This window comes from Neobacillus niacini (assembly GCF_023715415.1).
In the GTDB taxonomy this organism is placed as follows: Bacteria; Bacillota; Bacilli; order Bacillales; family Cytobacillaceae; genus Neobacillus; species Neobacillus niacini_C.
Genome location: NZ_JAMBOB010000003.1, coordinates 330,018 through 353,687 on the forward strand (window position 1 = coordinate 330,018; position 23,670 = coordinate 353,687).

At 37.4% G+C, this 23,670-nt stretch carries 24 protein-coding genes and 1 pseudogene; 9 read left to right on the forward strand and 16 right to left on the reverse strand.

Annotation, left to right across the window (positions count from 1 at the left end; translation table 11 throughout):
* The first annotated feature begins 30 nt into the window (after window positions 1-30).
* Both M3189_RS08210 and M3189_RS08215 read left to right on the forward strand, forming a co-directional pair.
* Window positions 31-1,197 carry an MFS transporter gene (locus M3189_RS08210; RefSeq protein ID WP_251633366.1) on the forward strand — a complete coding sequence of 389 codons (1,167 nt, stop codon included), beginning with the start codon at window positions 31-33 and terminating at the stop codon, window positions 1,195-1,197.
* Between the two features lie 66 nt (window positions 1,198-1,263).
* Entirely contained in the window at window positions 1,264-1,596 is a 333-nt protein-coding gene (locus tag M3189_RS08215; RefSeq protein WP_251633367.1) for a hypothetical protein, read from the forward strand.
* Between the two features lie 88 nt (window positions 1,597-1,684).
* Here M3189_RS08215 and M3189_RS08220 read toward each other — a convergent pair whose 3' ends face one another.
* On the reverse strand, window positions 1,685-3,820 hold the full coding sequence (locus tag M3189_RS08220; RefSeq protein WP_251633368.1) for a heavy metal translocating P-type ATPase: 2,136 nt from the start codon (window positions 3,818-3,820) through the stop codon (window positions 1,685-1,687).
* 208 nt (window positions 3,821-4,028) lie between these two features.
* Here M3189_RS08220 and cccB point away from each other — a divergent pair, with 208 nt between their 5' ends.
* The 3 genes and pseudogenes from cccB to M3189_RS08235 form a co-directional block, all read left to right on the forward strand.
* Window positions 4,029-4,388 carry a cytochrome c551 gene (cccB, locus tag M3189_RS08225; RefSeq protein WP_251633369.1) on the forward strand — a complete coding sequence of 120 codons (360 nt, stop codon included), beginning with the start codon at window positions 4,029-4,031 and terminating at the stop codon, window positions 4,386-4,388.
* A gap of 137 nt (window positions 4,389-4,525) precedes the next feature.
* Entirely contained in the window at window positions 4,526-4,693 is a 168-nt protein-coding gene (locus tag M3189_RS08230; RefSeq protein ID WP_251633370.1) for a lipoprotein, read from the forward strand.
* A gap of 18 nt (window positions 4,694-4,711) precedes the next feature.
* Window positions 4,712-5,035: pseudogene (locus M3189_RS08235) on the forward strand (hypothetical protein); the annotation flags it as partial.
* A 65-nt stretch (window positions 5,036-5,100) separates the two neighbouring features.
* Here the strand turns inward: M3189_RS08235 and M3189_RS08240 are convergent.
* The 13 genes from M3189_RS08240 to M3189_RS08300 all read right to left on the reverse strand — a co-directional run bounded on the left by M3189_RS08240 (window position 5,101) and on the right by M3189_RS08300 (window position 16,202).
* Window positions 5,101-5,703, reverse strand: a complete 603-nt coding sequence (locus M3189_RS08240) for an alpha/beta hydrolase (RefSeq protein WP_251633372.1) — start codon at window positions 5,701-5,703, stop codon at window positions 5,101-5,103.
* A gap of 49 nt (window positions 5,704-5,752) precedes the next feature.
* A complete protein-coding gene (locus M3189_RS08245; protein WP_251633373.1) occupies window positions 5,753-6,181 on the reverse strand; it encodes a MarR family winged helix-turn-helix transcriptional regulator in 429 nt (142 codons plus the stop codon).
* A 171-nt stretch (window positions 6,182-6,352) separates the two neighbouring features.
* Entirely contained in the window at window positions 6,353-7,507 is a 1,155-nt protein-coding gene (locus M3189_RS08250; protein ID WP_251633374.1) for a glucose-1-phosphate adenylyltransferase, read from the reverse strand.
* A gap of 293 nt (window positions 7,508-7,800) precedes the next feature.
* Complete coding sequence (locus tag M3189_RS08255; RefSeq protein WP_251633375.1) at window positions 7,801-9,279, reverse strand: SulP family inorganic anion transporter; 1,479 nt, start codon at window positions 9,277-9,279, stop codon at window positions 7,801-7,803.
* Window positions 9,280-9,509: 230 nt separating this feature from the next.
* Window positions 9,510-10,079, reverse strand: a complete 570-nt coding sequence (locus M3189_RS08260; protein WP_251633376.1) for a 5' nucleotidase, NT5C type — start codon at window positions 10,077-10,079, stop codon at window positions 9,510-9,512.
* 1 nt (window position 10,080) lies between these two features.
* Entirely contained in the window at window positions 10,081-11,184 is a 1,104-nt protein-coding gene (ribD, locus tag M3189_RS08265) for a bifunctional diaminohydroxyphosphoribosylaminopyrimidine deaminase/5-amino-6-(5-phosphoribosylamino)uracil reductase RibD (RefSeq protein WP_251633377.1), read from the reverse strand.
* On the reverse strand, window positions 11,177-11,932 hold the full coding sequence (locus M3189_RS08270; protein ID WP_251633378.1) for a GTP cyclohydrolase II: 756 nt from the start codon (window positions 11,930-11,932) through the stop codon (window positions 11,177-11,179). The genes ribD and M3189_RS08270 overlap by 8 nt, the downstream gene beginning before the upstream one ends.
* Before the next feature lie 128 nt (window positions 11,933-12,060).
* Window positions 12,061-12,696, reverse strand: coding sequence for a pentapeptide repeat-containing protein (locus M3189_RS08275; RefSeq protein WP_251633379.1), 636 nt, complete (start codon window positions 12,694-12,696; stop codon window positions 12,061-12,063).
* A 67-nt stretch (window positions 12,697-12,763) separates the two neighbouring features.
* Window positions 12,764-13,483 (reverse strand): YebC/PmpR family DNA-binding transcriptional regulator, encoded by a 720-nt coding sequence (locus tag M3189_RS08280; protein WP_251633380.1) that lies wholly within the window; start codon window positions 13,481-13,483, stop codon window positions 12,764-12,766.
* 191 nt (window positions 13,484-13,674) lie between these two features.
* Window positions 13,675-14,475 (reverse strand): hypothetical protein, encoded by an 801-nt coding sequence (locus M3189_RS08285; RefSeq protein WP_251633381.1) that lies wholly within the window; start codon window positions 14,473-14,475, stop codon window positions 13,675-13,677.
* 173 nt (window positions 14,476-14,648) lie between these two features.
* Window positions 14,649-14,843 (reverse strand): CDGSH iron-sulfur domain-containing protein, encoded by a 195-nt coding sequence (locus tag M3189_RS08290; RefSeq protein WP_251633382.1) that lies wholly within the window; start codon window positions 14,841-14,843, stop codon window positions 14,649-14,651.
* A gap of 6 nt (window positions 14,844-14,849) precedes the next feature.
* A complete protein-coding gene (gene folE / locus M3189_RS08295) occupies window positions 14,850-15,497 on the reverse strand; it encodes a GTP cyclohydrolase I FolE (RefSeq protein WP_251633383.1) in 648 nt (215 codons plus the stop codon).
* 30 nt (window positions 15,498-15,527) lie between these two features.
* Window positions 15,528-16,202 (reverse strand): helix-turn-helix transcriptional regulator, encoded by a 675-nt coding sequence (locus tag M3189_RS08300; RefSeq protein WP_251633384.1) that lies wholly within the window; start codon window positions 16,200-16,202, stop codon window positions 15,528-15,530.
* 298 nt (window positions 16,203-16,500) lie between these two features.
* Here M3189_RS08300 and M3189_RS08305 point away from each other — a divergent pair, with 298 nt between their 5' ends.
* Window positions 16,501-17,091, forward strand: a complete 591-nt coding sequence (locus M3189_RS08305) for a VanZ family protein (RefSeq protein ID WP_251633385.1) — start codon at window positions 16,501-16,503, stop codon at window positions 17,089-17,091.
* Between the two features lie 77 nt (window positions 17,092-17,168).
* Here M3189_RS08305 and M3189_RS08310 read toward each other — a convergent pair whose 3' ends face one another.
* Together M3189_RS08310 and M3189_RS08315 are read right to left on the reverse strand one after the other, a co-directional pair.
* A complete protein-coding gene (locus tag M3189_RS08310) occupies window positions 17,169-18,524 on the reverse strand; it encodes an arsenic transporter (RefSeq protein ID WP_251633386.1) in 1,356 nt (451 codons plus the stop codon).
* Window positions 18,525-18,734: 210 nt separating this feature from the next.
* Window positions 18,735-20,324: a hypothetical protein gene (locus M3189_RS08315; RefSeq protein ID WP_251633387.1), complete on the reverse strand. Its 1,590-nt coding sequence runs from the start codon at window positions 20,322-20,324 to the stop codon at window positions 18,735-18,737.
* Between the two features lie 296 nt (window positions 20,325-20,620).
* On the opposite strand from M3189_RS08315, the gene M3189_RS08320 reads away from it, so the two are divergent.
* The 3 genes from M3189_RS08320 to M3189_RS08330 all read left to right on the forward strand — a co-directional run bounded on the left by M3189_RS08320 (window position 20,621) and on the right by M3189_RS08330 (window position 23,657).
* Window positions 20,621-21,688, forward strand: coding sequence for a CotH kinase family protein (locus tag M3189_RS08320; protein WP_251633388.1), 1,068 nt, complete (start codon window positions 20,621-20,623; stop codon window positions 21,686-21,688).
* Between the two features lie 153 nt (window positions 21,689-21,841).
* A complete protein-coding gene (locus M3189_RS08325) occupies window positions 21,842-22,387 on the forward strand; it encodes a hypothetical protein (RefSeq protein ID WP_251633389.1) in 546 nt (181 codons plus the stop codon).
* A gap of 64 nt (window positions 22,388-22,451) precedes the next feature.
* On the forward strand, window positions 22,452-23,657 hold the full coding sequence (locus M3189_RS08330; RefSeq protein WP_251633390.1) for a hypothetical protein: 1,206 nt from the start codon (window positions 22,452-22,454) through the stop codon (window positions 23,655-23,657).
* Window positions 23,658-23,670 lie beyond the last annotated feature (13 nt).

Consider the following 23,670-nt stretch of genomic DNA (forward strand, 5'->3'; position numbering starts at 1 on the left):
AAGTGTCAGATCATATAGGAGTTGGAGTATTTGGAAACAAAAAGAGCTTTACCTATTTTATTTTTAGTCATGTTTTTAGTGATGATTGGATTTGGAATCATCATCCCTGTTCTTCCTTTTTATGCAGAAGAGATGGGTGCGTCTCCTACACAACTAGGATTATTAATGGCTGTTTATTCACTCATGCAGCTCATTTTTGCGCCATTTTGGGGTAAATTATCCGACCGAATCGGACGAAAGCCAATCATGATGATTGGGATTGCAGGATTATCATTATCTTTCTTTATGCAGGCGATTGCGACGGAGCTTTGGATGTTATTTGCAGCACGCATCATTGGCGGAATGTTATCTTCTGCAAATATGCCAACTGCAATGGCCTATGTTGCTGATATTACGACTCCTGAAAATCGTGGGAAAGGAATGGGCATTATTGGGGCAGCTGTTGGCCTTGGTTTTGTATTTGGCCCTGGCATTGGTGGAATATTTTCAAAATCTAGCATGAGTACGCCTTTTTATTTAGCTGGGGCATCTTCTTTAATAACCTTAGTCATTATATTCTATTTACTAAAAGAATCCTTACCAAAAAATAGTGCAGAGATGAATCAAAGCAAAACTCAATCACGATGGAAAGCATTTACTGGTCCTGCCTCCGTTTTATTTTTATTACAACTGTTAATCTCTCTCTCTCTTTCTGGCTTAGAAGCAACATTTGCTTATTTTGCTGCGAAAAAAGCAGGATTAGGTGCAATCCAGCTAGGCTATATCTTCATGATTATGGGATTTGCTGGTGCGATGGTTCAAGGTGGTCTGGTCGGCAGATTAACAAAGAAATATGGTGAAGGTAAAGTTATTCAAGGTGGAATTATTGTCTCGGCGGTTGGTTTTGCTTTAATCCTCCTAGTAGACAGTTTTACAACTGCTGCAATATTTTTATCCATCTTTGGGATCGGAAATGGTGTTATTCGTCCAAGTGTCTCATCTTTGTTAACGAAAACAACAGATTCTGGTCATGGGAGCGCAACTGGACTGCTTTCCTCTTTTGATTCATTAGGCAGAATTGTTGGGCCTCCCCTCGGTGGTTGGTTATTCTCACTATCAATCGGCTTACCTTATATATCTGGTGCAATTATTTCGGTTATGGCCTTAGTGCTTTATCAATTTTATCGTTCAAAAGCTTTAGTCTTGAAAACAAACTAGCATATGTCATTAGGACATGCATAAGATAGGTTACGAGGATGTACATGTATAAAGGAGTTGAGATGAATGAAAACACTCTCTCATTTCACGACGTTTTTCTTCCTATGTATTCTTGTTGCTCTTGTAGCCTATCTTGATTCGCCGTACTCATTTATTCATAGTGGCTATTCCTATTCCACCAGTGAACCAGCTGTGGCACAGCCTGTCGACGTAGAACCGTCAACGGATGTACCTGTATTGGAAAATAGGCTTGATAGTGTTAAACAAATGGACGGGTATTACGTGGAAATCTACCAAGAATACGAAGTTTATTACGATGAAGAAGGAAATGTAGTTAAAAGAGATCCTACTTCAAAAACAGAAAGTGTCCGATATTGGGATGAGGGTTCTGAAAATTAATCCTTAAAAAGCTGTCGATATATCATCAACAGCTTTTTATTTTTGTAAAAATGGGAACGAATGTTCATTTTGTGTGAGGAGACTTGTTCTATTTGTCTTTTACCCTTAAAAGTCTTAAACCATTTAATGTGACAATCAGTGTTGCGCCCATATCTGCAAATATAGCAATCCAGAGTGTAAGCCAGCCCGGTATGACTAATAGCAATGCAACCAGTTTAATCCCTAAAGAGAATGTAATGTTTTGCTTAATGATATTCAAGGCTTTTCGGCTTAGTTTTAACGTAAATGGAAGCTTACTTAAGTCATCGGCCATTAATGCAATATCGGCCGTTTCAAGTGCCGTATCCGTCCCTGCCCCGCCCATCGCTATCCCAACAGTGGAAGCAGCCAGTGCAGGTGCGTCATTGACTCCGTCTCCGACCATCGCCACACGCTCATATTTGCTTCTTAATTCTTTAATATAGGCTAATTTGTCTTGCGGCAGCAATTCAGCTTTAATGTTTGAAACGCCTACTTCATTTCCAATTGCCTTTGCAGTTCCTTTATTATCCCCTGTCAGCATAATGGTTTCTTGAATCCCTAAGGAATGAAGTTTCTGAATGACTGATTTACTATTCCCTCTGACTTCATCCGCAACTGCTAAAAGTGCTGCAATATCTGTATCGGTCCCAACAACCATTACACTTTTCCCATTATTTTGAAGGTCTGAGATAGTAGTTTTACTATTCAATGGAATCCCATTTGGTAAGATATCATCAAATAGATTAGGACTACCCACGTAATACATTATTCCGTTGACCTTCCCTTTAATGCCTTTACCAGTTAGAGAAGTGAAGTCTTCGATAGCAAGTTTCTGGTAAGGCAGCTTTTCCTGTTCTGCTTTTTTGATAATGGCTGAAGCCAATGGATGTTGAGAACTTTTTTCTAAAGCTGCAGTTATGGCTAATACTTCATTAGCGTCAGTATTCTGCTGTGGCAGATAATCAGTGACAACTGGAAAACCTTCCGTAAGCGTGCCAGTTTTATCAAATGCTACTGCTTTAATAGCTCCCATTTCTTCTAGATGAATCCCGCCTTTGATTAGGACACCATTTCGAGCAGCATTCCCAATTGCTGTTACAATCGCAACGGGAGTGGAAATAATTAACGCACAAGGACAACCAACCACTAGCGCAGCTAAACCTTGATAAATCCACTTATCCCATTCACCACCAAAAAATAACGGTGGAACGACAGCGACACCTAATGCGACTAGCATGATAATAGGCGTGTAATATTTAGCAAAGCGATCTACAAATGCCTGAGATGGTGCTCTTTCCGCTTGTGCTTCCTCAACAAGATGAATAATTTTGGCAATCGTGGTGTCGTCAACGTGCTTGGTAACGCTGACCTCAAGTAACCCTTCTTCATTAAGCGTTCCAGCAAAGACTTCATCATTTACGGATTTTGCAACTGGGACAGATTCACCGGTGATGGCGGCTTGATTTACTGCAGATAATCCCTTAACCACAATCCCGTCCATGGCAATTTTTTGTCCTGGTTTTACAATGAGCGTATCACCAATTTGAATATCTTCCACTTCAACTGTGTGCTCCTTATTACCTCTCCGGATTAGCGCTTCCTTTGGAGCAATGTCCATTAATGATCGAATCGATTGCCGTGCCTTATCCATTGAATAGGATTCAAGCGCTTCACTTATCGCAAATAGGATAACAACGGTAGCCCCTTCACCCCATTCCCCAATAAATGCAGCACCAATGACAGCGATGGTCATCAAGGTTTTCATATCAAATTCCAATTGGATTAAGTTCTTAATTCCTGTTTTAAATAACCGATAACCGCCAATTAGGATAGAAGCACCATAGGCTAAAATCGAAGATATACTTTCTTCCCCATTCATTTGTCCTGAAAACCAGCCAATCAGTAAGAAAACGAAAGAAACGATGACAGTTGAATGTTTTTGGACAAAAGGTACTTTCTTCTCATCTACTTTTTGTTTTTCAGGAACCACTTTAATATTTTCAAAGGCCCCTGCTTTTTCAATTTCCTCTATGGTGGTTAGACCATAAACAGTAAGTTTGGCAGCACCGAAGTTTACATTGGCATCAAAAACACCATCCAGGTGTTTTACGTTCTTTTCGAACTTAGTGGCACAGCCTGCTCAGGTGAATCCTTGAACTCGATAGACCGTTTTTTCAATTTCTTTTTCTTGCGCATTACTCATGATTTTCCCCCTCATTCAAACGTTCGTTTGATTATTAGTATATACAATATGGATGAAAATGGTCAAACAATTGTTTGAATGTGTTATAAAATAACACAATATTCAAGTTCTTGTGGTTAATATAAACAAAATGACGCTCTTCTACGAGACTTTGTAGAATATTCATAGGCAATTTTAGAAAACCTATATGTATATGGAGGTGAATAAGATGAAAAAATGGCTCTATAGTTTAATTTGTGTTGCTTTTATAGGCTTTCTTACAGCTTGTGGAGGCGGTGATGACGAAACAGAACAAGATAACACAACTACAGAGGAACAAGCAGGCGATGAACAAGAACAAACAGCGGATGCAGGTAATGGAGAGGCTCTATTTCAGCAAAGCTGTTCTTCTTGTCATGGTGGAGATTTAAAGAGTGGAGGAGCCCCTGATTTAGATAAAATCGGCTCAAAATACTCCAAGGATGAAATACTAGGTATTATTGAAAATGGTAAAGGCGGTATGCCTGCAGGACTCCTTAAGGGCGAAGACGCAGCTGCTGTTGCTTCATGGCTCTCAGAGAAAAAATAGCAGGGAAAAAACCAGAATGGATATTCCAATCTGGTTTTTTTGTGAGAATAACGATAAGAGCAATTATTTGATTGATAAAGTAGTTTACACTACAATTAAGAAGTTAATCAACAAAACAAATTGGTAAGGAGAAAAATATGAAGTTTAAATTAATGGTCTTAGTCCTTATTTCTATTCTACTTATAACAGCATGTGGACAAAAGACACTAAACGAGCCTATCACATTACATAACCAGGATCAGCAGAAAGTAACGTTTCCTTTAGAAAAACCAACACTATTCTTTTTTATCACTTCCTACACCTGAGGACTTTGCCACCAGCAACTAGTTCAGTTGCATGAAAATATTGGTAAATTAGAGGGCATGGATATAGAAATGTACATACTTAGTAAAGATTTACCCGAGGAACAACTTCAATTATATAAAGAATTAGAAAGTATTTATGGTAAAAGCCTTCCCTTTGTTTCTGATCCAGATTTGAAATTAATTGATTTCATGGATATGAAAAATGGTGATGTTGCGTATAGAGGTTACGCAATGTTGGATCAGGATGGAAAAGTTGTTTTTAAAAGTGTAAATGATCACTGGGGAGAACAAATTGATAAAACCGTTGAAGAAATAAAAAATGAATATAATAAACTAAAATAAACAATAGGCGGCCACAATTAACTAGATTGTAGCCGCCTATTATTTGTTTAAGAATAAGATCTATTTTATAAACTTCGATACCATTGTGAGGCAGCCTCAACTTCTTCTCTGGTCAATTGATGTCCACGATGCTCCCAGTGAAGGTCAACCTTTGCATTTGCTTTTTCCAATAAAGATTGTAGTTCTTCTGATTCCGTTGGTGGACAAATCGGGTCATTGGTTCCAGCTGCGATAAATACATGCTTTCCAGCTAAATTAGGGAGAGCCATGCCCCTTCTAGGTACCATTGGATGATGAAGGATGGCACCCTTTAATGCATTTTCGTAGTGAAATAGTAAACTTGCCGCAATGTTCGCACCATTTGAGTACCCGATTGCGATGATATTATCTCGGTCGAACTCATATTTCACCGCTGCTTCATCAAGAAATTCATTTAATTCCTTTGTTCGGAAAATCAGGTCTTCTTCATCAAACACGCCTTCTGCTAATCTTCGAAAGAAACGTGGCATTCCATTTTCTAATACATTCCCACGAACACTTAATACAGACGCTTCGTCATCAATCATTCCAGCTAGAGGAAGCAAGTCTAATTCATTGCCGCCCGTTCCATGTAGCATTAAAAAAGTTGGCTTTGTTAAATCTATTCCCTTATTAAATATATGTTTCATTTCTATCTACCTCCAGAATATATCTGCTTAACGTACGTTCAAAAACTAATTAAGCATCGATTTTACTTTTTACTTTTTTTAGAAGTGTTATGATTGTTTCGACTTCATCTCCACGTAAAGAACTAAAAATATCATCAACCAATTCCTGATGTTTGGGCATGATTTCATTCATCAATTGAATTCCATCTTTAGTCAAGGTTACATGAATAATTCGGCGATCCTCTGGACAGTCATTTCTACTTAACAAGCCTCTTTTTTCTAATTTATCGATTACATAGGTCATCGAACCACTGGAAATTAAGATTTTGTTTCCAATCTGCTGAATGTTTTGTTTTCCTTGTTGGAAAAGAACCTCTAAAACGGCAAATTCCGTAAGACTCAATTTGTTTTTCGTCATTTCTTCTCTTATTATTTCCTGAATAGATTTAGATGTTTGCATTAATAGCAAAAATGGCTGGTTGGTGCATTTGTTCTCCATTTAATCACCTCCAAAATTATTTTTAGTTCAAATATCTTGAATATGAGATAATAATAAAACAAATTTCCATACTAGTCAAATTCCTTTTCAAATGTAATTTGTAAATAACTAAGAAAATCCTTCAATAAAGGCAATAAAAAATGCGAAATCCCTTTAGATTCCGCATTAACATTACTTGTAAACGAGTGGCTTAATCGTTTCGTTATCTCCTATTAGGGTGATTTCACTAAATGGTGTTGAAAATCCTACTTTTACATTTGCCGATATTTCGCTTCCGCTTCCAACAACTGAGCGATAGATTTCAGCATTTTCACCAATAATCGTGTTAGGTAATATAACGGAATCCTTGATGATTGCCCCGTGGCCAACTGTCACACCATAAAACAGCACAGAATTTTCTACTTTTCCATAAACCTTGCAGCCTTCACTTATGATGGATTGATGTAATGTGGCATTTTCATCCAAATACATAGGTGGATGGCACATTCCATTCGTATAAATAATCCATTCTTCATTTTTAAGTATCGGGTTTGTGTTTACCGATAAAAGATCCATATGAGCTTCCCAAAAGCTTTGGACAGTGCCAACATCCTTCCAATAACCATCGAATTGATAGGCATGTAAGTGGCAGTTATCCTGAAGCATAGATGGTATAACATCCTTGCCGAAATCTTTTGAAGAGTATGGATTGTTTTCTTCTTTTTCTAAAAATTTCTTTAAAATAGACCAATTAAATAAATATATCCCCATTGAGGCTAAATTTGACTTTGGGTAAATGGGCTTTTCCTCAAACTCAATAACACGATTTAACTCAGAATCAATATTCATAATTCCGAATCTAGGGGCTTCACTCCATGGGACTTTAATGACTGAAATAGTAGCATCCGCTCCAGATTGCTTATGCTCTTCTACCATATGACTGTAATCCATTTTATAGATGTGATCACCAGAGAGTATGAGTACATATTCGGGGTTTTGATTTTCAATATAGCGAAGATTCTCGAAAACAGCATGTGCAGTACCTTCATAGCCGCAATCTTCTTTATCATATTGATTAGGCTGCAGTATGGCAACACCGCCAATTTTCCGATTAAGACCCCATTTTTCCCCATCTGCAATATATTTCTTGAGTGTTTCTTGTTTGTATTGTGTAAGGATTCCAACTGTATCAATGCTAGAGTTTTTACAATTACTTAAAGCAAAATCAATAATTCGGTATTTACCTCCAAAGGGAACAGCAGGCTTTGCTAAGTTTTTTGTTAATTCCTTTAGCCGGGTTCCTTTCCCTCCTGCTAACAACATGGCAACACATTGTTTTTTTGTCACGAGAATACCTCCTTTTTCAGAAACTATATCGATTATGTAATCCTTATTTGCCCTCATTGTAGCACCTGTGTTTCAAGGAAAATATCTATAAATTGCGACCGGTTAATCATTTATTCGACTTAATTCCATTTAACTTTCAAAAATAAACAAAAATTAGTAATGAACAAGCTACAAATACAAACTGTTTCTGTCGAATATGTACGATGTAATAATTGAAAAATATGAAAAATATGTGAATAATTTTTTCAAAAAAAAACACGCTGATTTTTTATTATCAATCAGCGTGTTTATTATTAATGTCCGACTGCCTTGTCAAGATTACCAGGCTTATTATGAAGTGCTAACTTTTCTATCAATTTATTACTCTCTTTATTTAGACCTATTAACTGAACTTTAATGCCATTCTGATGATATTTTAAGATAACTTTATCAATGGCCCCTACAGCCGAATCATCCCATAAATGTGCTTGTGTTAAATCGATCGTGACATCTTTTACATCCTCACTGTAGTTAAAGCTCTCGACAAATTCTGTTACAGATGCAAAGAATAATTGACCTGATACAGTGTAGATTTTTTTGTGTGAATCTTTTGAAGCTATTGTGGTTACATTTACTTTTGAAATCTTTGAAGCGAAGAAAATGGCACTTAATAAAATGCCTACCAGAACACCTTTTGATAAATCATGTGTCACAAGAACCGTCCCCACGGTCACGATCATTACTATCGTATCAGAAATTGGGGTCTTATGAATGTTTTTAATCGATGACCAATCAAATGTGCCGATGGAAACCATGAACATAACTCCAACTAATGCTGCCATTGGAATTTGTACTAAGAAATCATTTAATAATATGATTAAGACCATTAAGAAGACACCAGCTACTAACGCAGATAACCTGCCTCTTCCTCCGGATTTGACGTTTATAACAGATTGTCCAATCATGGCACAGCCAGCCATACCGCCGAAAAATCCTGAAACAATATTCGCAATTCCCTGACCTCTAGCTTCTTTATTCTTGTCACTAGTGGTATCTGTCATATCGTCCACAATGCTAGCTGTTAATAAAGATTCCACCAACCCAACAATCGCAATCGATAGTGAATAGGGAAAAATAATTTGTAATGTTTCGAAAGTAAACGGAATATCAGGTATTAAGAAAAATGGCAGAGTCTGCGTTAATTCACCCATATCACCAATCGTCCGTACTCCACTGCCAGTCATTACTGCAATTACGGTAATGGTGATAATCGCCACTAATGGAGATGGCACCACCTTGGTAAAGCGCGGAAAGATATAAATGATGGCTAAGGCTCCGGCTACCATCGCATACATGGCCCAAGATTCTCCAACAAAATGTGTTAATTGCGCAGAGAAAATTAAGATTGCGAGTGCGTTAACGAATCCAATCATGACGGACCGCGGTACAAATTTCATTAGCCGTCCTAACTTAAGAACACCCATTACAATCTGGATTACACCAGTAAGGATGGTTGCAGCAAGCAGGTATTGCAACCCGTGATCTGCAACTAACGTCACCATGACCAAAGCAGTCGCACCCGTTGCAGCGGAAATCATCCCCGGTCTTCCCCCTACAAAGGCGATGACAACAGCAATACAAAAAGATGCATATAAACCAATCATCGGGTCGACGCCTGCAATAAGTGAGAAGGCTATGGCTTCTGGAATTAATGCCATAGCGACCACGATTCCAGATAATACATCCCCTTTGATGTTACCGAACCATTGATCTTTAAGTGTGTAATTTTTCATGAAGCACCTCATTTCAATTCTTCTATTTTCTTTGACTTTCAACTCTCATGAAAGTCAGGGCCGCTGTGAACAAATCACAGTATAAATGATTGTGACAAATTTGTGAAATTGAATGTAAACGCACACATTAATCTTTTCTTCTGTTTTACTTGTGATTTCTCTAGTTTTCTATATGGTTCAGTGAAAAATGAAAAAACAGAAGGGTTTAGATGCCCTTCTGTTTTTTCTATTTAAAGCTCATTTTTTAATACTTCATTTAATTCCGTCCAATCAAGTATTCGGGAATAGTTTAAATGTCGGTTATAGGACTGGTCCCTGACAAACACTTTTAAGGAATCATGTGAAAGTGTATCGAGTACCTCTGCTTTATCATCAAAGTAATAATCAAGCTTTAATTCTTTGATAATTTCAACCTTCTCATGATCTTGCATTCCATAGAAAAAACGGTCATCACGAACAGGGAAACCCTGTTCGATCATCCATTTTTTCGTCCGCTCACCATGATCTTTCGGCCGTGCGGTTATGTAATAAATTTCATGCCCTTTTTCCTCTAGTTCTTGTAAGGTTTCCACCGCATTTGGGAATGGCGGGCAGTCGGTATAATAAATCTCCTCTAATGAAGATTTCCACATCTCACTTCCTTCTGCATCACTTAAGCCAAAGGGTTCGTGGATTTCAACCCTTTTTAACTCATGGAATACTTCGGAAGGTACGTTTTTGTTTAATTTTTTATTGTAGATGGTAAATGCATGTTCTCTCAGGTTGATTAATGTATCATCTATATCAAAACCAAATTTCATATCAAAGCCCCTCGTGAGAGTATATCGGATAACCAGTAAATTTATAATCGCTGCCAACTTGCTGTAAGGATAGATTTGATAGTTGCACTGCGTCTTTCACTTTATCAAAACCTGCCCCAGCAAGGAATGAAGGAGCATTGTGACCGCCAATAATTTTTGGAGCAACATATAAAACTACTTTATCAATTAATTTTTTTTCTAAGAAGGACCAATTGATTGTTCCTCCACCTTCAATCAAAACAGAAGAGACTAATTTTTCACCTAAAACTTTCAGAACTTCTCCTGGATTAACATATTTTGAACCTGTAGTTTGAAAAACCGTGACCCCAGAGTCCTCGAGGATTTTACGCTTTTCTTGGTCAAAATTCTCGCTTGTAAATATCCAAGTTTCGGCCAGGTTATCTGTAATCACCTTCGAATCCAATGGGATTCTTAAAGTTGAATCCAAAACAATACGAATCGGATTACGGCCATTCGTTATCCGGGTGGTTAGCTCAGGGTCATCTTTTATGACCGTGTTAACCCCAACAAGGATCCCCATGTTTTCATTTCTAAGATGATGGACATCTCTACGTGCTTCTTCAGAAGTAATCCATTTACTATCAAAGGAATGTGTGGCAATTTTCCCATCTAGGGTGATTCCTGCCTTCAATGTAACAAATGGTGTTTTCTCGACAATAAACTTATTAAAAACTTCATTCATCATTCGAGACTCTTCTTGACGGACACCAACAATCACTTCGATTCCGGCATCTTCTAGAATTTTCACACCATTCCCTGATACTACAGGATTTGGATCAAGGGTTGCAATCACAACCTTTTTAATCCCTGCTTCAACTATCGCTACAGCACAAGGACCTGTTCTTCCGTGGTGGGAACAAGGTTCGAGTGTCACATAAATGGTACCGCCCCTTGCTTTATCACCTGCCATCCGAATCGCGTGGATTTCAGCATGGTGCTCCCCTGCCTTCAAGTGTGCACCTATTCCTACTACTCGGTTATCATTGACAATAACTGAACCGACCAATGGATTCGGGTCCGTTTGGCCCTTCATCGCCTGTGCATTTTTTAAGGCCAAATCCATATAAAATTCATGATTAGTCATTTGAAAAAGTCCTTTCATCTGCTTCTAAATGACCTGACTTATTAATTTTTGTCTGTAAATATTTCTCATTATATTCAGATATATCTCCCCATAAAGGCTGACGTCCAGAAACCTCTAAACCAGCTTCCTTTAATGCATTTAATTTTTTTGGATTGTTTGTCATTAAGGTTACTGGTTTTTGACGAATAGCCTTTAGAACTTGTATAGCGTCACTGTAGTTTCTTGAGTCATCAACAAAACCAAGACCTTCATTCGCTTCTACAGTGTCATATCCGTTTTCTTGAAGTACATAGGCCATCGCTTTACTAAATAAGCCGATCCCTCTTCCCTCATGGTTAGCTAAATAGAACAATGCGCCTGTTCCATGCTCCTGAATCATTTTCATAGATTGTTTAAGCTGGTAGCCGCAATCACAACGCTTGCTGCCAAAAATATCACCTGTATGACAAATAGAATGCATACGAATGATTGCGTCCTCACCATATTCAAAGTCCCCATAAACTAAGACACTTGACTGCTGAAATTCTGCTAAGTTGGAGGAGGATAATTTATCGATAATTCTTTCGAAGTCCTCTGTAACCTCATCACAATTTAACCAGCAGTACCATTTAAACTCCACCGTTTCTCCGTATAAATTAACAGGAAGCTTTATAGGTCCGACTAAATAAATGGCACCTTTATCACTTCTAATTAATTGGATTTTATCTTCTAATACTGTAAGTACCTTAGAATCCAGACTTTGTTTCATTTATATATCCCCTTTTTTTATTAGTTTGTCATATTCAATTTTATTTCATGCTAATCCTTGAGCGGGATTTGATTAATTTCTTCATAACCCTTAAAAGGGAGCCATCTACGAGAGCTCCCTAATAACTCTTATTTTATTACCAATCCTAATAATCGTGCAAATCCTAAGGCTTGATGTTCATTGACTTCGCAGCCAGCAAGATCTTTTATTGAAACATTTATTGTGTCAAAGGTACAGTTACTTAAATCAATTCCCTTTAAAGGAGTTTGTTCAAAATTAGCTTCATTTAAGTCGCATTCTTTAAATGCTACCTTATTAAAGTTAGATTCATAATAGTCAGCATTCCGAAGGTAACAAGAATCAAAACGTACCTGCTTTAATTTGGAATACCCAAAAGATATCAAATTTGCATTGCAATTTTGAAACAAAACATTTCCAAGTGAAGCATCGGAAAGATTTAGCCCAAGGATTTTAGAATTTTTAAATTCAACACGATGAATACTTCCATCTCTAAAATCTGTATTGGATAAATCACAATGATCAAAGATTACATCAGTTAATTCGATACTATTAAAAGAAACATCTGTAAAAGTGACATTTTTAAAAATCACTTGTTCGAACCGTATTCTATGTATTTCTTCACTCATAATGGAACAATCACTTATGATACTCATTTCATAATAAGGTTCTTCCGTTGGTTGAAAACTTGTAGATGGTAAACCATCTGGAATTTTGGGTTGTTGAATTTTAAAAGTTGCTGCCATTTTAAAACCATCCTTATGAATAATCTAATAGAAAAGACCTTTGTTCAACAAAGGTCTTTATAAAGTACTATTCACCTAAATCGACATTATGGTAAATTCGTTGAACATCCTCAAGATCTTCCAATACATCGATCATCTTTTCGAATTTTGCTTGTGCATCCTCAGGAAGAGTTATTTCGTTTTGTGCCAGCATCGTTAATTCTGCGACCGTGAATTCAGTGATTCCCACATTTTTAAATGCTTCTTGCACGGCATGGAACTGTTCTGGTTCAGCATAAACGATAACGGATTCATCTTCTTCTAAGATGTCACGTACGTCAACATCAGCTTCCATTAAAATTTCAAGGACTTCATCAGCTGTTTTTCCTTCAAGACCAATAACCGCTGTGGCATCAAACATATAAGCTACAGATCCGCTTACTCCCATGTTCCCACCATTTTTACCAAATGCAGCACGAACATCAGATGCTGTACGGTTCACGTTATTGGTTAAAGCGTCAACGATAACCATTGAACCATTAGGACCGAAACCTTCGTAACGAAGCTCAGAGTAGCTCTCTTCTGAACCGCCTTTCGCTTTATCGATTGCACGGTCAATAATGTGTCTTGGTACATTGTACGTTTTCGCACGTTCTAATACAAATTTTAAAGCCTGATTAGATTCAGGATTCGGTTCACCACTTCTCGCTGCTACATAAATTTCAACTCCAAATTTTGCATAAATACGACTTGTATTTGCATCCTTTGAGGCTTTCTTTTCTTTAATATTGTTCCATTTACGGCCCATACTGTCCACTCACTTTCAATATTGACTCTACATAAGAATAGTAATAGAAATAGATTGCATCTTCAACCATTTTCTAAATGATAGGGTAATGCAAATAATATTATACAGGAATTGGACAATTTGTTAAGTAGTATTCAGCATACTTTATCCATGTAAATGAGAAAAAGTCAGGAATTTAGTTCCTGACTTTTTTAGGATAATTTAAGTTTTGCGATAAATTTGATTTCATTTTGAAATTTTTCTAGAATTTCTTCAAAAGTTGAATGGATTAATAATGGAAAAAGATTTTCGAGAGCTTCATGATAATTTTGCCCTAATGCTTCACGTAAAAGAACATATTCTTGAAAAAGTAATGCTTTCTCAAAATCAATTCCAAGGTCATATAAGCCTCGAAACAAAGTCTCTTTTGGAATTTGCTTAATCTTTCTATAGATTTTTTCATTTTTCTCAATAAATTTTTCTTCTAAATAGCGCGTTACATAATCTCTGTATACCATTTGCCCAATATCATTTGTTTCTTTTTTCGTGTAATTAAAGCCAATAACACGACCTTCCTTATTTTCAGTGATAATAAAGGTTTTATTGCCTTTTAAATGTTGAATAAAATTCTTTACACTTTTATCAAAAATTTTGTCAAATTGGATGATTTGATGGAGTTTGACAGCAAAATCTGTATTCTCTTCACCGATAACAAATAATCTGTCGACAATAGGCAAGAGCTTTAATACCCCTTCAGAAAGCTGACTCGAGGCATCATAGATAATAATATCAAACTCTTTCTTCATTTTTTTTACAATACGTTTTTGTTCGGTTAGTGACAATTTAGAAAAATCATGAATTACCTCGTCAGATAGACCTTCTTTTTCTAAAGTCCCATAGGAAATAAATGCCGCTGATAAATCCGTGTTCATTTTAAGCCAATGATAAATAGATAAAGATAATTCCGTAACACCTGATTTCGCCTTTGGCGAATAAAAGCCGACCAAGTACATGTTACTCACCTGCCTTTTATTACTATAGTATTTAAATAAGCTTATAAAGGTTAAAGACAAACCCTTGCTTCAGTACTTTTTTAAAAAATAAGGCTCTAAATGAATATTTGTCGACAAAAAAAGAAGACATCACAATGATGTCATCCTTGGTGCTTCTTATATAATTATTATCCTTAAACTCTTGGGCTGCTTTCAAATCCGCCTTTTTTATGTGACCCATCACAAAACGGTTTCTTATTGGATAGTCCGCACCTGCAAAGATAAACTTTTGCTTTTTTCGTGTATTCATTACCTTCCGCATCAACTAACTGAAAATCACCACTTACTTCCAATGGACCATTATCAGAGATTTTTATTTTATTTTCCATATTTCCTTACTCCCTTGCGTTTTTTATCAGTGAATAAAACTCAGCCCGAAGATCTGGTCGATTTTCATAGATGCCAAGAAGACTTGATGTTGTCGTCACGGCATTCGCCTTCTTAATTCCTCTTGAGCACATACACATATGCTTTGCTTCCACTACAACGATTGTTCCTTCTGGCTCTAATACAGCTTCAATCGCTTGGGCTATCTGCGTCGTAAGTCGCTCCTGGACCTGGAATCTTTTCGCATAGCCTTCCACCAAACGACCCATTTTGGAAAGACCGGTTATTTTCTCTTTTGGAATATAGCCAATATGTGCAACTCCAAAGAATGGAGAAAAATGATGTTCACATAAAGAATAAAACTCAATATCTTTTATTAAAATAAGTCCCTTATGGTGAATATCAAAGGTTTTTTCTAAATGAAGTTTAGGGTCCTCATGATATCCTTCCGTGTACTCAAGGAAGGCTTTAAGCACCCTATATGGCGTTTCCTGTAATCCATCACGCTCTGGGTCATCACCGCAAAGTGTAATTAATTGTTTAATTGCATCCGCGAAAGTAGCAACATTGGCTAAGTTACCATTTTCCTCAATTGCTTGTTTATTAAATAAATGTGGAAATTTTTCACATAAAATAAGCAGCTGCTCACTCTTCATGACCACATCATCCTTTTTTGATTGATAGGATTACTCATCCTCAATGATGATACGTGATGTGTTTTCGGTAATAGGATCATTCAATAAAACCTGAAAAGCACAACATCCATCACCATTTTGAAGTCGTTTCACTCTCTTTACAGAACAACCTAATAAATGAGTTAAAACAGAAACGCTTACACTACAAAGTATTGGCCGCTTCATGGCAACATTATGGAATGGACAGTTACGCTCTATAAGGGAATAAGAAAAATCTTTATTTTCTACTTCCATAAACGAATCATCTTTCTTATAAAAGTCCTTTAAAACGTCTAAACGTTCGACGGTACTTAATCCAATTAACTTTGGTTCCCACTGTCGAATTCTTTCCTCAATCATCGCACATAGCAAGTTTTTAAGTACATCTTCTCCTAAAAGTGTTAATGTATCGAAAACCTCAATCGTTAATTGATCATAATTTTTTTTGAATAAATGTTCCCCTGCTGTGGTTAAGCGGTACTGCCATAAGGGACGCCCAACGCCGTTATTCTCCGAGAAGCGAGTAACCCACCCTTCTTTTTCTAGTTGTACGAGGTGTTGACGTACTGCCTCGCCACTAATATCCAAGCTTCCAGCCAGCTCGCTAATCGTCGATGATCCATTATTTTTTATTAGGCCAATGATTCTACGGCGCGGTTCTGACAAATGATTAACGAGGATACTCATCAACAACCCACCTTTTTTTACCTTTAATTAAATATATTCACGGTAGAGTATAATAGTTCAAGTTTTTTATTGGAAAATTTGATTTATTTGAATAACCAAAAAGCCCTTTCGACTGGAAAGGGCTGATTCAACAGTGTTATTAATAGGAAGGGTAACCATATGGATTCATCCTCCTTGCGAAAATCTTTCCTTTTACTGTATGCGGGATAGATGTCCAACGAATGGGCACGCGGTGCATTACTACTTTAACTATTGTATAGGTGATATAATGAAAGAAATCGTTCATGAGGTCAGATCAATGAAAATATCATTTCTAGTATCCTTGATTGTAGCTATCGCACTTTCGGTTATACTGTCTCCTTTCCTAATTCAATTAGTAGTCTATCTCCACCCAGTCGTTCTAGGTGTTATTTTATTTTGTTTAGTTTTGGCCATATTCTTCGGAATCTTATTTATTCGTAAACAAACCATACCTCTACCCTATTCAAAAGTTCGTTTGCTTCTACTACTTTACACAATTGCATTATTCATTTTGCTATTTTTTCGACCTAGTGACCAAAGTTATCAGTCTATTAACCTTGTTCCCTTTTCCACTATCAGCTTTTACTTATCTGGAAAGGTGACCGGATTGATTTCTTTTTATAATTTGGCAGCCAATATAGCCTTGTTTATTCCATTTGGAATTTTTCTTAAAATGAATGAACGTACGATATACCAATTTCTTTATATCCCTATTCTTTTCATCTCCTTGATAGAGTTTCTTCAATACCTTTCAGCAAGAGGCAGTCTGGATATTGATGATCTCCTCTTAAATGTACTAGGATTCTTTATAGGTTATATTGTGTATCCTATTTTCATAAAGGTATTTAAAGTTTCCTTACAAAAATAAGAGCCCAACAGTACCATTTTTCATATCTTTACAAGAAAAATAAGGACCCCCCTGTTGGTGAATCCTTTCCACTATTATTAAACAAAGACGAGCAATAACCATAGGTATAAACTTAGTAGAGTAAAGATTAATGTTGGCGGAATGACAATAATGGTAACTTTTATATAATCCAACCATGTTATTTTTATATTATTCTTCTTTAGTATATCCATCCATAGTAATGTTGCCAGGGTACCAATAGGCAGGATTAAGGAACCGATATCACTTCCAATTATATTTGCCAAGTAGACTGTCTGGGTTAATATAGGTTTTAAACCCATTTCAGTTAATGCCATTGTCGAAACCATTAAGGCAGGATGGTTGTTAAAAATATTGGATAAGAAGGCTGTAATGATTCCCATGGTTACGCTGGCGTGAAGTAAACTGCCATTCACAATGGAACTTAGCTGGTCCACCATCATGGTGGTTAATCCAATATTGTGTAATCCATATATTAGAACATACATGCTAAATGCGAAAATTAAGATATGCCATGGAATTTTGGTTAAAACGTCTCTTGGATTTTTCTTTAAATGAATCCATCTCCAGATTAATAAAATGATTGAACCTAGAACAGCTACCAATGAAACAGAAATGTCCAAAAATGAGGCTACAAATAGGCTGATTCTAACAATAAATACAAAGATGAGCATTTGAATCATTAGTTTCTTTTGTTTTTCAAACATATCCTCGTTTTTTCTTTGGAGCGGATGAAAGCGGTTGTTATTTAACAATGGCAAGGTGTAGGAATGGAGACGGATTTCTTTAGGGATGTCCTTCTTGAAAACGAGGAGGAGTAGCAAAGCCAAGAATAGTAGTCCTATTGTTGCGGGTACAAACATCATTGCTGTTTGTAGATAAAGATCCATTCCGATAATTTTTAGAGCAATTAAATTAACGATATTACTTACCCCGATTGGAGCACTAGAAGCGGTAGCGATTAAGGCACCGCTTAATAAATAGGGAATCTTTTCCCGGTTCTTTAACCCGATATTTTTAAAAATCAGGATGAGTATGGGTGTGGTAATGAGGATACTGCCATCATTGTTAAAAAACATGGTCATCAAAAAGCATAGTAATAATGTATACCAAAACAAACGAATTCCGGACCCTCTGGATACTTTTAACATAAGTGCTGCCGTCCATCTAAAGAAGCCGAAACTTTCCAGTACGATTGCCATTACGATGGTTGCGATAATCGTTACTGCTGCTCCCGTTACTTTCGAGCTTATATCAAATAAGTCAGTTAGCGAAACGCTTCCGCTTAGCATGACGATGATTGCCCCAATCGTTGCAGGGATTGCTTCATTCATATTTTTCGGACGGATAAATATCATTACCATAGTTAGAAAAAAAGCAAATATGGTTATGATCACCGTCGTTGGATGATACATAAAATTTATTTCTCTCCTTTCATCCATCTAAAATTTAGTTCTAAGAATTCTCCTTTTCTGTCTTCTCTTGTCCTTTGCTTTATCATACGTAGCTCCTTAGGGGCTTGAACTAAACGAATATCTTGAATTTATGTAAATCAGCAGGTATCTAGAAATTTTTTCAACATAATGGTTGGATTAACGCCTATTTTTTTGAAGATAAACCAATGCCTAGAGGGTACCTTTATAGGCAACTATCTTGCGAATTTTGTGGCAAACACAAAAAACCGATACTCCGATAGTACCGGTTTGTGATTTATTATTCTTTTCCTTTTGAGCCCTTGCTTCCGTGTGAACCTTTACTGCCTTTAGATCCTTTGCTTCCGCCAGACCCCTTACTGCCCTTGGACCCTTTGGAGCCGTGTGAGCCTTTCCCGCCTTTGGATCCTTTACTGCCTTTGGACCCCTTGCTCCCGCCAGACCCCTTACTGCCTTTGGAGCCGTGTGAGCCTTTCCCGCCTTTTGGTCCTTTGCTGCCTTTGGATCCCTTGCTTCCGCCAGAACCCTTACTGCCTTTGGATCCCTTGCTTCCACCAGACCCCTTACTGCCCTTGGACCCTTTGCTTCCACCAGACCCCTTACTGCCCTTGGACCCTTTGCTTCCACCAGACCCCTTACTGCCCTTGGACCCTTTGCTTCCACCAGACCCCTTACTGCCCTTGGACCCTTTGCTTCCGCCAGAACCCTTACTACCCTTTGACCCTTTGGAGCCGTGTTGGCCTTTACCGCCTTTGGGTCCTTTGGTGCCTTTGGACCCCTTGCTCCCGCCAGAACCCTTACTGCCTTTAGATCCTTTACTTCCGCTAGAGCCCTTACTGCCCTTAGATTCCTTTTTACCATCATAACCATAACCGCCATAAGAACCCTTACTTCCACCAGAGCCATGTGAACCTTTGGAACCTTTACTTCCACCAGAGCCATGTGAACCTTTGGAACCCTTACTTCCACCAGAGCCATGTGAACCTTTGGAACCTTTACTTCCACCAGAGCCATGTGAACCTTTGGAACCCTTACTTCCACCAGAGCCATGTGATCCTTTGGAACCCTTACTTCCGCCAGAACCATGTGATCCCTTGGACCCTTTGCTTCCGCCAGAGCCATGTGATCCCTTGGACCCTTTGCTTCCACCAGAGCCTTTAGACCCTTTGGACCCTTTGCTTCCGTTAGATCCCTTAGATCCCTTAGATCCTTTGCTACCACCTGAACTATGTCTTCCTTTTCTGCCCTTAGGCCCTTTTCTGCCTTTAGGTCCTTTTCGTCCCTTTGGTCCTTTAGGACCTTTACTGCCACGAGATCCTCTTGAGCCACCGGAACCCTTGGAACCACTGGACCCTTTGCTTCCTTTACTGCCTCCAGAGTTTTTACCATATCCATAACCGCCGGTAGACCCTTTACTACCTCCCGAACCCTTAGAACCATTAGATCCTTTACTACCACCCGAACCATGTGATCCTTTTGAACCTCTACTTCCATTCGAATCGTGTTTGCCTTTTCTTCCTTTTGGACCCTTAGGACCTTTTCGGCCTTTAGGACCTTTTTTCCGTCGAGGTCCACCAGAACCGCGAGAGCCTTTGGATCCTTTACTTCCCCCAGAACCCTTTGACCCTCTAGTTCCATTAGATCCCTTGCTGCCATGACTGCCGCAGGTCCCATGACTGCCATTTGAGCCCTTACTTCCTTTAGAACCCCGGCTCCCTTCTGACCCTTTGCTGCCACTTGAATCTGAACCCTCACAGAAGCATTTTTTATCTTGCTTATCATCTGGATTGTTATCTAGAAATAGAACGACTCCATTTTCCTTCGCTTTTGACAGCATCTGATTCATGTCCCTAATCACTGGGTATTCCACCACTTTCCATAAAAATATTATTTTCACTTCTAATTTATGGAATTAATGTGGTACTTGATATAGACAAACATATATTTTTTAAAAATTCATTTCACAAAAATTTAAGGGTCCACATTTGTCCTATATCAAAAAAGTGGATGTTTGTACTGCACAATCAACCCGGATGCTGCATACTATCTAGAAAAAATGTATGTTTAGGAGTATTTACGTGTTAAAATACGAAATTTTCATTAATCCAAAATGGCTTCAAAAAATGGAAGATGATATTTGGGAGAATGAGCATTTCCCTGCAGTTTTAAAAATTGATGGTAATCCATACAAAATCGGAATCACCTATCGGGGAAATGTTATTAGAAAAAAGAAGAAAAAGTCCTATAATATTATTTTTCAAAATCCTTATCTTGTCGACGGGGCTCACGAAATTCACCTTAATGCAGAATATGATGACATTTCACTGAGTCGTAATAAGCTCTCTCTTGATTTTTTCGATCGTATTGGTGTCATTTCTCCACACTCTAAGCACGTACTTCTTTATATAAATGGTTTTTGTAAGGGAATCTATTTAGAACTGGAATCATTTGATCAACATCTTTTGAAAAAAAGAAATCTTCCCTCCGGCCCCATCATATATGCCACTAATTATTTTGCAAACTTTTCCTTACTCTCGCCTGAGAACGAACTAAAATCCAGTTTAGATGAAGGATACACGATAAAATACGGAGAACCAAAAGATCTATCCTTGTTAGAAGACTTCATTGAAATGATCAACACCTTTTCGAATGAAGAGTTTGAAAAGGAAGTTGGTAAAATCCTAGATATTGAGAAATACCTAAGATGGCTTACGGGAGTTGTATGCACACAGAACTTTGATGGCTTTATCCATAACTATGCTCTGTATCTAAATACCAAATCCAACCTGTTTGAAATAACCCCTTGGGACTATGATGGGACCTGGGGAAGAGACCTCCATGGAAGAACGCTTGAACACGATTTTGTTCCTATTAGTGGCTACAATACCTTGACTGGCCGGCTTCTCCATATTTACCCATATAAATCAAAATATAAGGAAATCCTGTCTTCCGTATTAGAAAATCACTTTAATGTGGAAACCTTAGAACCGATTATTGAAGGACAATTTCAAACATTGAAGCCGTTTATTCGGACAGATCCCTATATATATATGGACGAGGAATATTTTAATAAAGAAATAGATGTCTTTCTAACGTTTATTAGGAATAGAAATGGTTATTTAAAAAGAGAACTGGCATTTTTATGAACCTTATTACGCTGTATATGAATTTCATATACTTTTTTTTTGCCTATTTTTTTAAAAAGGTAAGAAAAAAGGCTCGTCGTTTAGTACAACATCACACCGTGACACATATAAATGCAGTGTAAATGTTTATTTAATTAAAGGAGGATAAATATTGTGAATAACGACATGTGGAAGTCTTTAGTGGGGAAGACGATCAAGGTTGACAGAGGAGGTCCAGAATCAAGGATTGGAAAATTAATGGCCGTTCTTGATGACCATCTAGTACTTTTGACTAAAGATGATGGTGTGCTTTATTACAATACGCACCATGTCAAGAGTGTAACAGAAAATTCAAAGGACACAATGGATATTGGGATTGAGGTTCCAGAGAATTTCGAATTTAAAAAAGCCGATAGCTTCCAAGGTCTTTTAGAAAACCTTAAATTCCAGTGGGTTAGAATTAACCGTGGAGGGCCGGAAAAATTAGAAGGTGTAATTAGTGAAATCAACAAGGACTTCTTATCGTTAATTAGTAAAGAAGAAGTTGTTCGTGTATCTATGTGGCATATCCGAAATATTAGTTATGGATTGAAAATCGAAAGTGAAAACAAAGAAGAAAGTAAAGATCAAGGCTCCGAAGTGAACACTATGTCTCAAACTGAAAAACAGGTTGTTAGACAGCGGGTTGTCCGTGCAGAAAATTCTCAAGTAAGACAATGACAATTAGAACTCTTGTCGCTTCTCTAAAGAGAAGCGACAAATTTACCCTAAGGAGGAACTTTGAATGGGATCAGATAATTTTTCATCAACTGTAGATTTACTAAAAGGCTTTTATGTGAATCTATACGTTGGTGAAGAAATTATAAAAGGAAAATTAATGGGCGTAGAGACAGATCACATTATCATTGAAGATGAAAATCAATACGTCTATTACTATAGCATTGACAAAATTCAGGCGATAACTAAAAATACGAAACAGTATAAAGGTGAAGATATCACCACTGAATTTATGCAGACTCAAAGTTTAGCGGACTTATTAAGCTCATTAAAGAATTCATGGGTATCTATACTGTGCTTAAATAAGCAATCATTTACCGGCGTTTTAAGTATTGTCGATGCTGACTTCGTTACCTTGATTAATGGCGAAGACCGTATTTTAATCAAAATCTCTCATATTTCAAATATATTAAAAGGCTATCGGAAAGAAGAAAAACAAGAAGAAAACAAAAATGAGACGGAATCAGCTGTTTCCGATAGTAACACAGAAGATACAAAAGACAATTATGTGGAAACGCAAGTTTTCGTGAAACAGGAATCAAATCTTGTGCAACCCGTAGTAGTAAATAGGATAGAAAATGATGCAGTACTCTCTCCAAAAGCAAGTGTGAATCAACCAGAAACGGAAAATAAGGTTTGGGCAGAACCAATTAAAACCGCTAAGATTAGCAATGACATAAAAATTGTAAAAGAAGAAAAAAAGCAAAATGCACACAATGAAAGCACTACCCAAAATGTAAGACAAAACAGCCATATTGAAAGTAAATGGTCAAAAACTGAATTACCTCAAACGCATCAAGAGGAAGTTAAAAAACAAAAATCAGAAGTGACGATACAAAACATCGTTAAGCACGATAAAGAAAATATCCAAAAACCAACGGGTTCCACAATGGATAAAAGAGTACAAGTAAAACAGCCTGTACGCGAACAAAAGAAATCTGAACCTGCAAAGAAAAATGAAGGTACGGCGAAATCTTCACAGGAATTAATGAATAAAGTGAAACAAGTAAAAGAAAGTATTGATACGAATCCTCTAATGAAAATAGAAAAGACAAAAAGAAACCAAGTTGAAAGTAACAAAGAGGATAAAAAACCTAAGGCACAAGAAGTTGGGGCATCTCGTTTTTCTGGTGAACCTGCAATGCGTCATTTTGACCGCAGATCCATCTTCTCTGGTTGGCCAAATCGGAATCAATCTCAAAAACGTAATTAATCATTCCCCTCAC

Coding starts and splice junctions, on each gene's coding strand:
- M3189_RS08315 (WP_251633387.1), bottom strand. CDS start 20,324: ATGATAAGCAAGATAAAAAATGCTTCTGTGAGGGTTCAGATTCAAGTG.
- M3189_RS08290 (WP_251633382.1), bottom strand. CDS start 14,843: ATGGAAAATAAAATAAAAATCTCTGATAATGGTCCATTGGAAGTAAGT.
- M3189_RS08245 (WP_251633373.1), bottom strand. CDS start 6,181: ATGGAGAACAAATGCACCAACCAGCCATTTTTGCTATTAATGCAAACA.
- M3189_RS08255 (WP_251633375.1), bottom strand. CDS start 9,279: ATGAAAAATTACACACTTAAAGATCAATGGTTCGGTAACATCAAAGGG.
- M3189_RS08330 (WP_251633390.1), top strand. CDS start 22,452: ATGGGATCAGATAATTTTTCATCAACTGTAGATTTACTAAAAGGCTTT.
- M3189_RS08280 (WP_251633380.1), bottom strand. CDS start 13,483: ATGGGCCGTAAATGGAACAATATTAAAGAAAAGAAAGCCTCAAAGGAT.
- M3189_RS08285 (WP_251633381.1), bottom strand. CDS start 14,475: ATGTACTTGGTCGGCTTTTATTCGCCAAAGGCGAAATCAGGTGTTACG.
- M3189_RS08300 (WP_251633384.1), bottom strand. CDS start 16,202: ATGAGTATCCTCGTTAATCATTTGTCAGAACCGCGCCGTAGAATCATT.
- ribD (WP_251633377.1), bottom strand. CDS start 11,184: ATGACTAATCATGAATTTTATATGGATTTGGCCTTAAAAAATGCACAG.
- M3189_RS08310 (WP_251633386.1), bottom strand. CDS start 18,524: ATGTATCATCCAACGACGGTGATCATAACCATATTTGCTTTTTTTCTA.
- M3189_RS08260 (WP_251633376.1), bottom strand. CDS start 10,079: ATGAAATTTGGTTTTGATATAGATGATACATTAATCAACCTGAGAGAA.
- M3189_RS08215 (WP_251633367.1), top strand. CDS start 1,264: ATGAAAACACTCTCTCATTTCACGACGTTTTTCTTCCTATGTATTCTT.
- M3189_RS08305 (WP_251633385.1), top strand. CDS start 16,501: ATGAAAATATCATTTCTAGTATCCTTGATTGTAGCTATCGCACTTTCG.
- M3189_RS08230 (WP_251633370.1), top strand. CDS start 4,526: ATGAAGTTTAAATTAATGGTCTTAGTCCTTATTTCTATTCTACTTATA.
- M3189_RS08270 (WP_251633378.1), bottom strand. CDS start 11,932: ATGAAACAAAGTCTGGATTCTAAGGTACTTACAGTATTAGAAGATAAA.
- M3189_RS08275 (WP_251633379.1), bottom strand. CDS start 12,696: ATGGCAGCAACTTTTAAAATTCAACAACCCAAAATTCCAGATGGTTTA.
- cccB (WP_251633369.1), top strand. CDS start 4,029: ATGAAAAAATGGCTCTATAGTTTAATTTGTGTTGCTTTTATAGGCTTT.
- M3189_RS08240 (WP_251633372.1), bottom strand. CDS start 5,703: ATGAAACATATATTTAATAAGGGAATAGATTTAACAAAGCCAACTTTT.
- folE (WP_251633383.1), bottom strand. CDS start 15,497: ATGAAGAGTGAGCAGCTGCTTATTTTATGTGAAAAATTTCCACATTTA.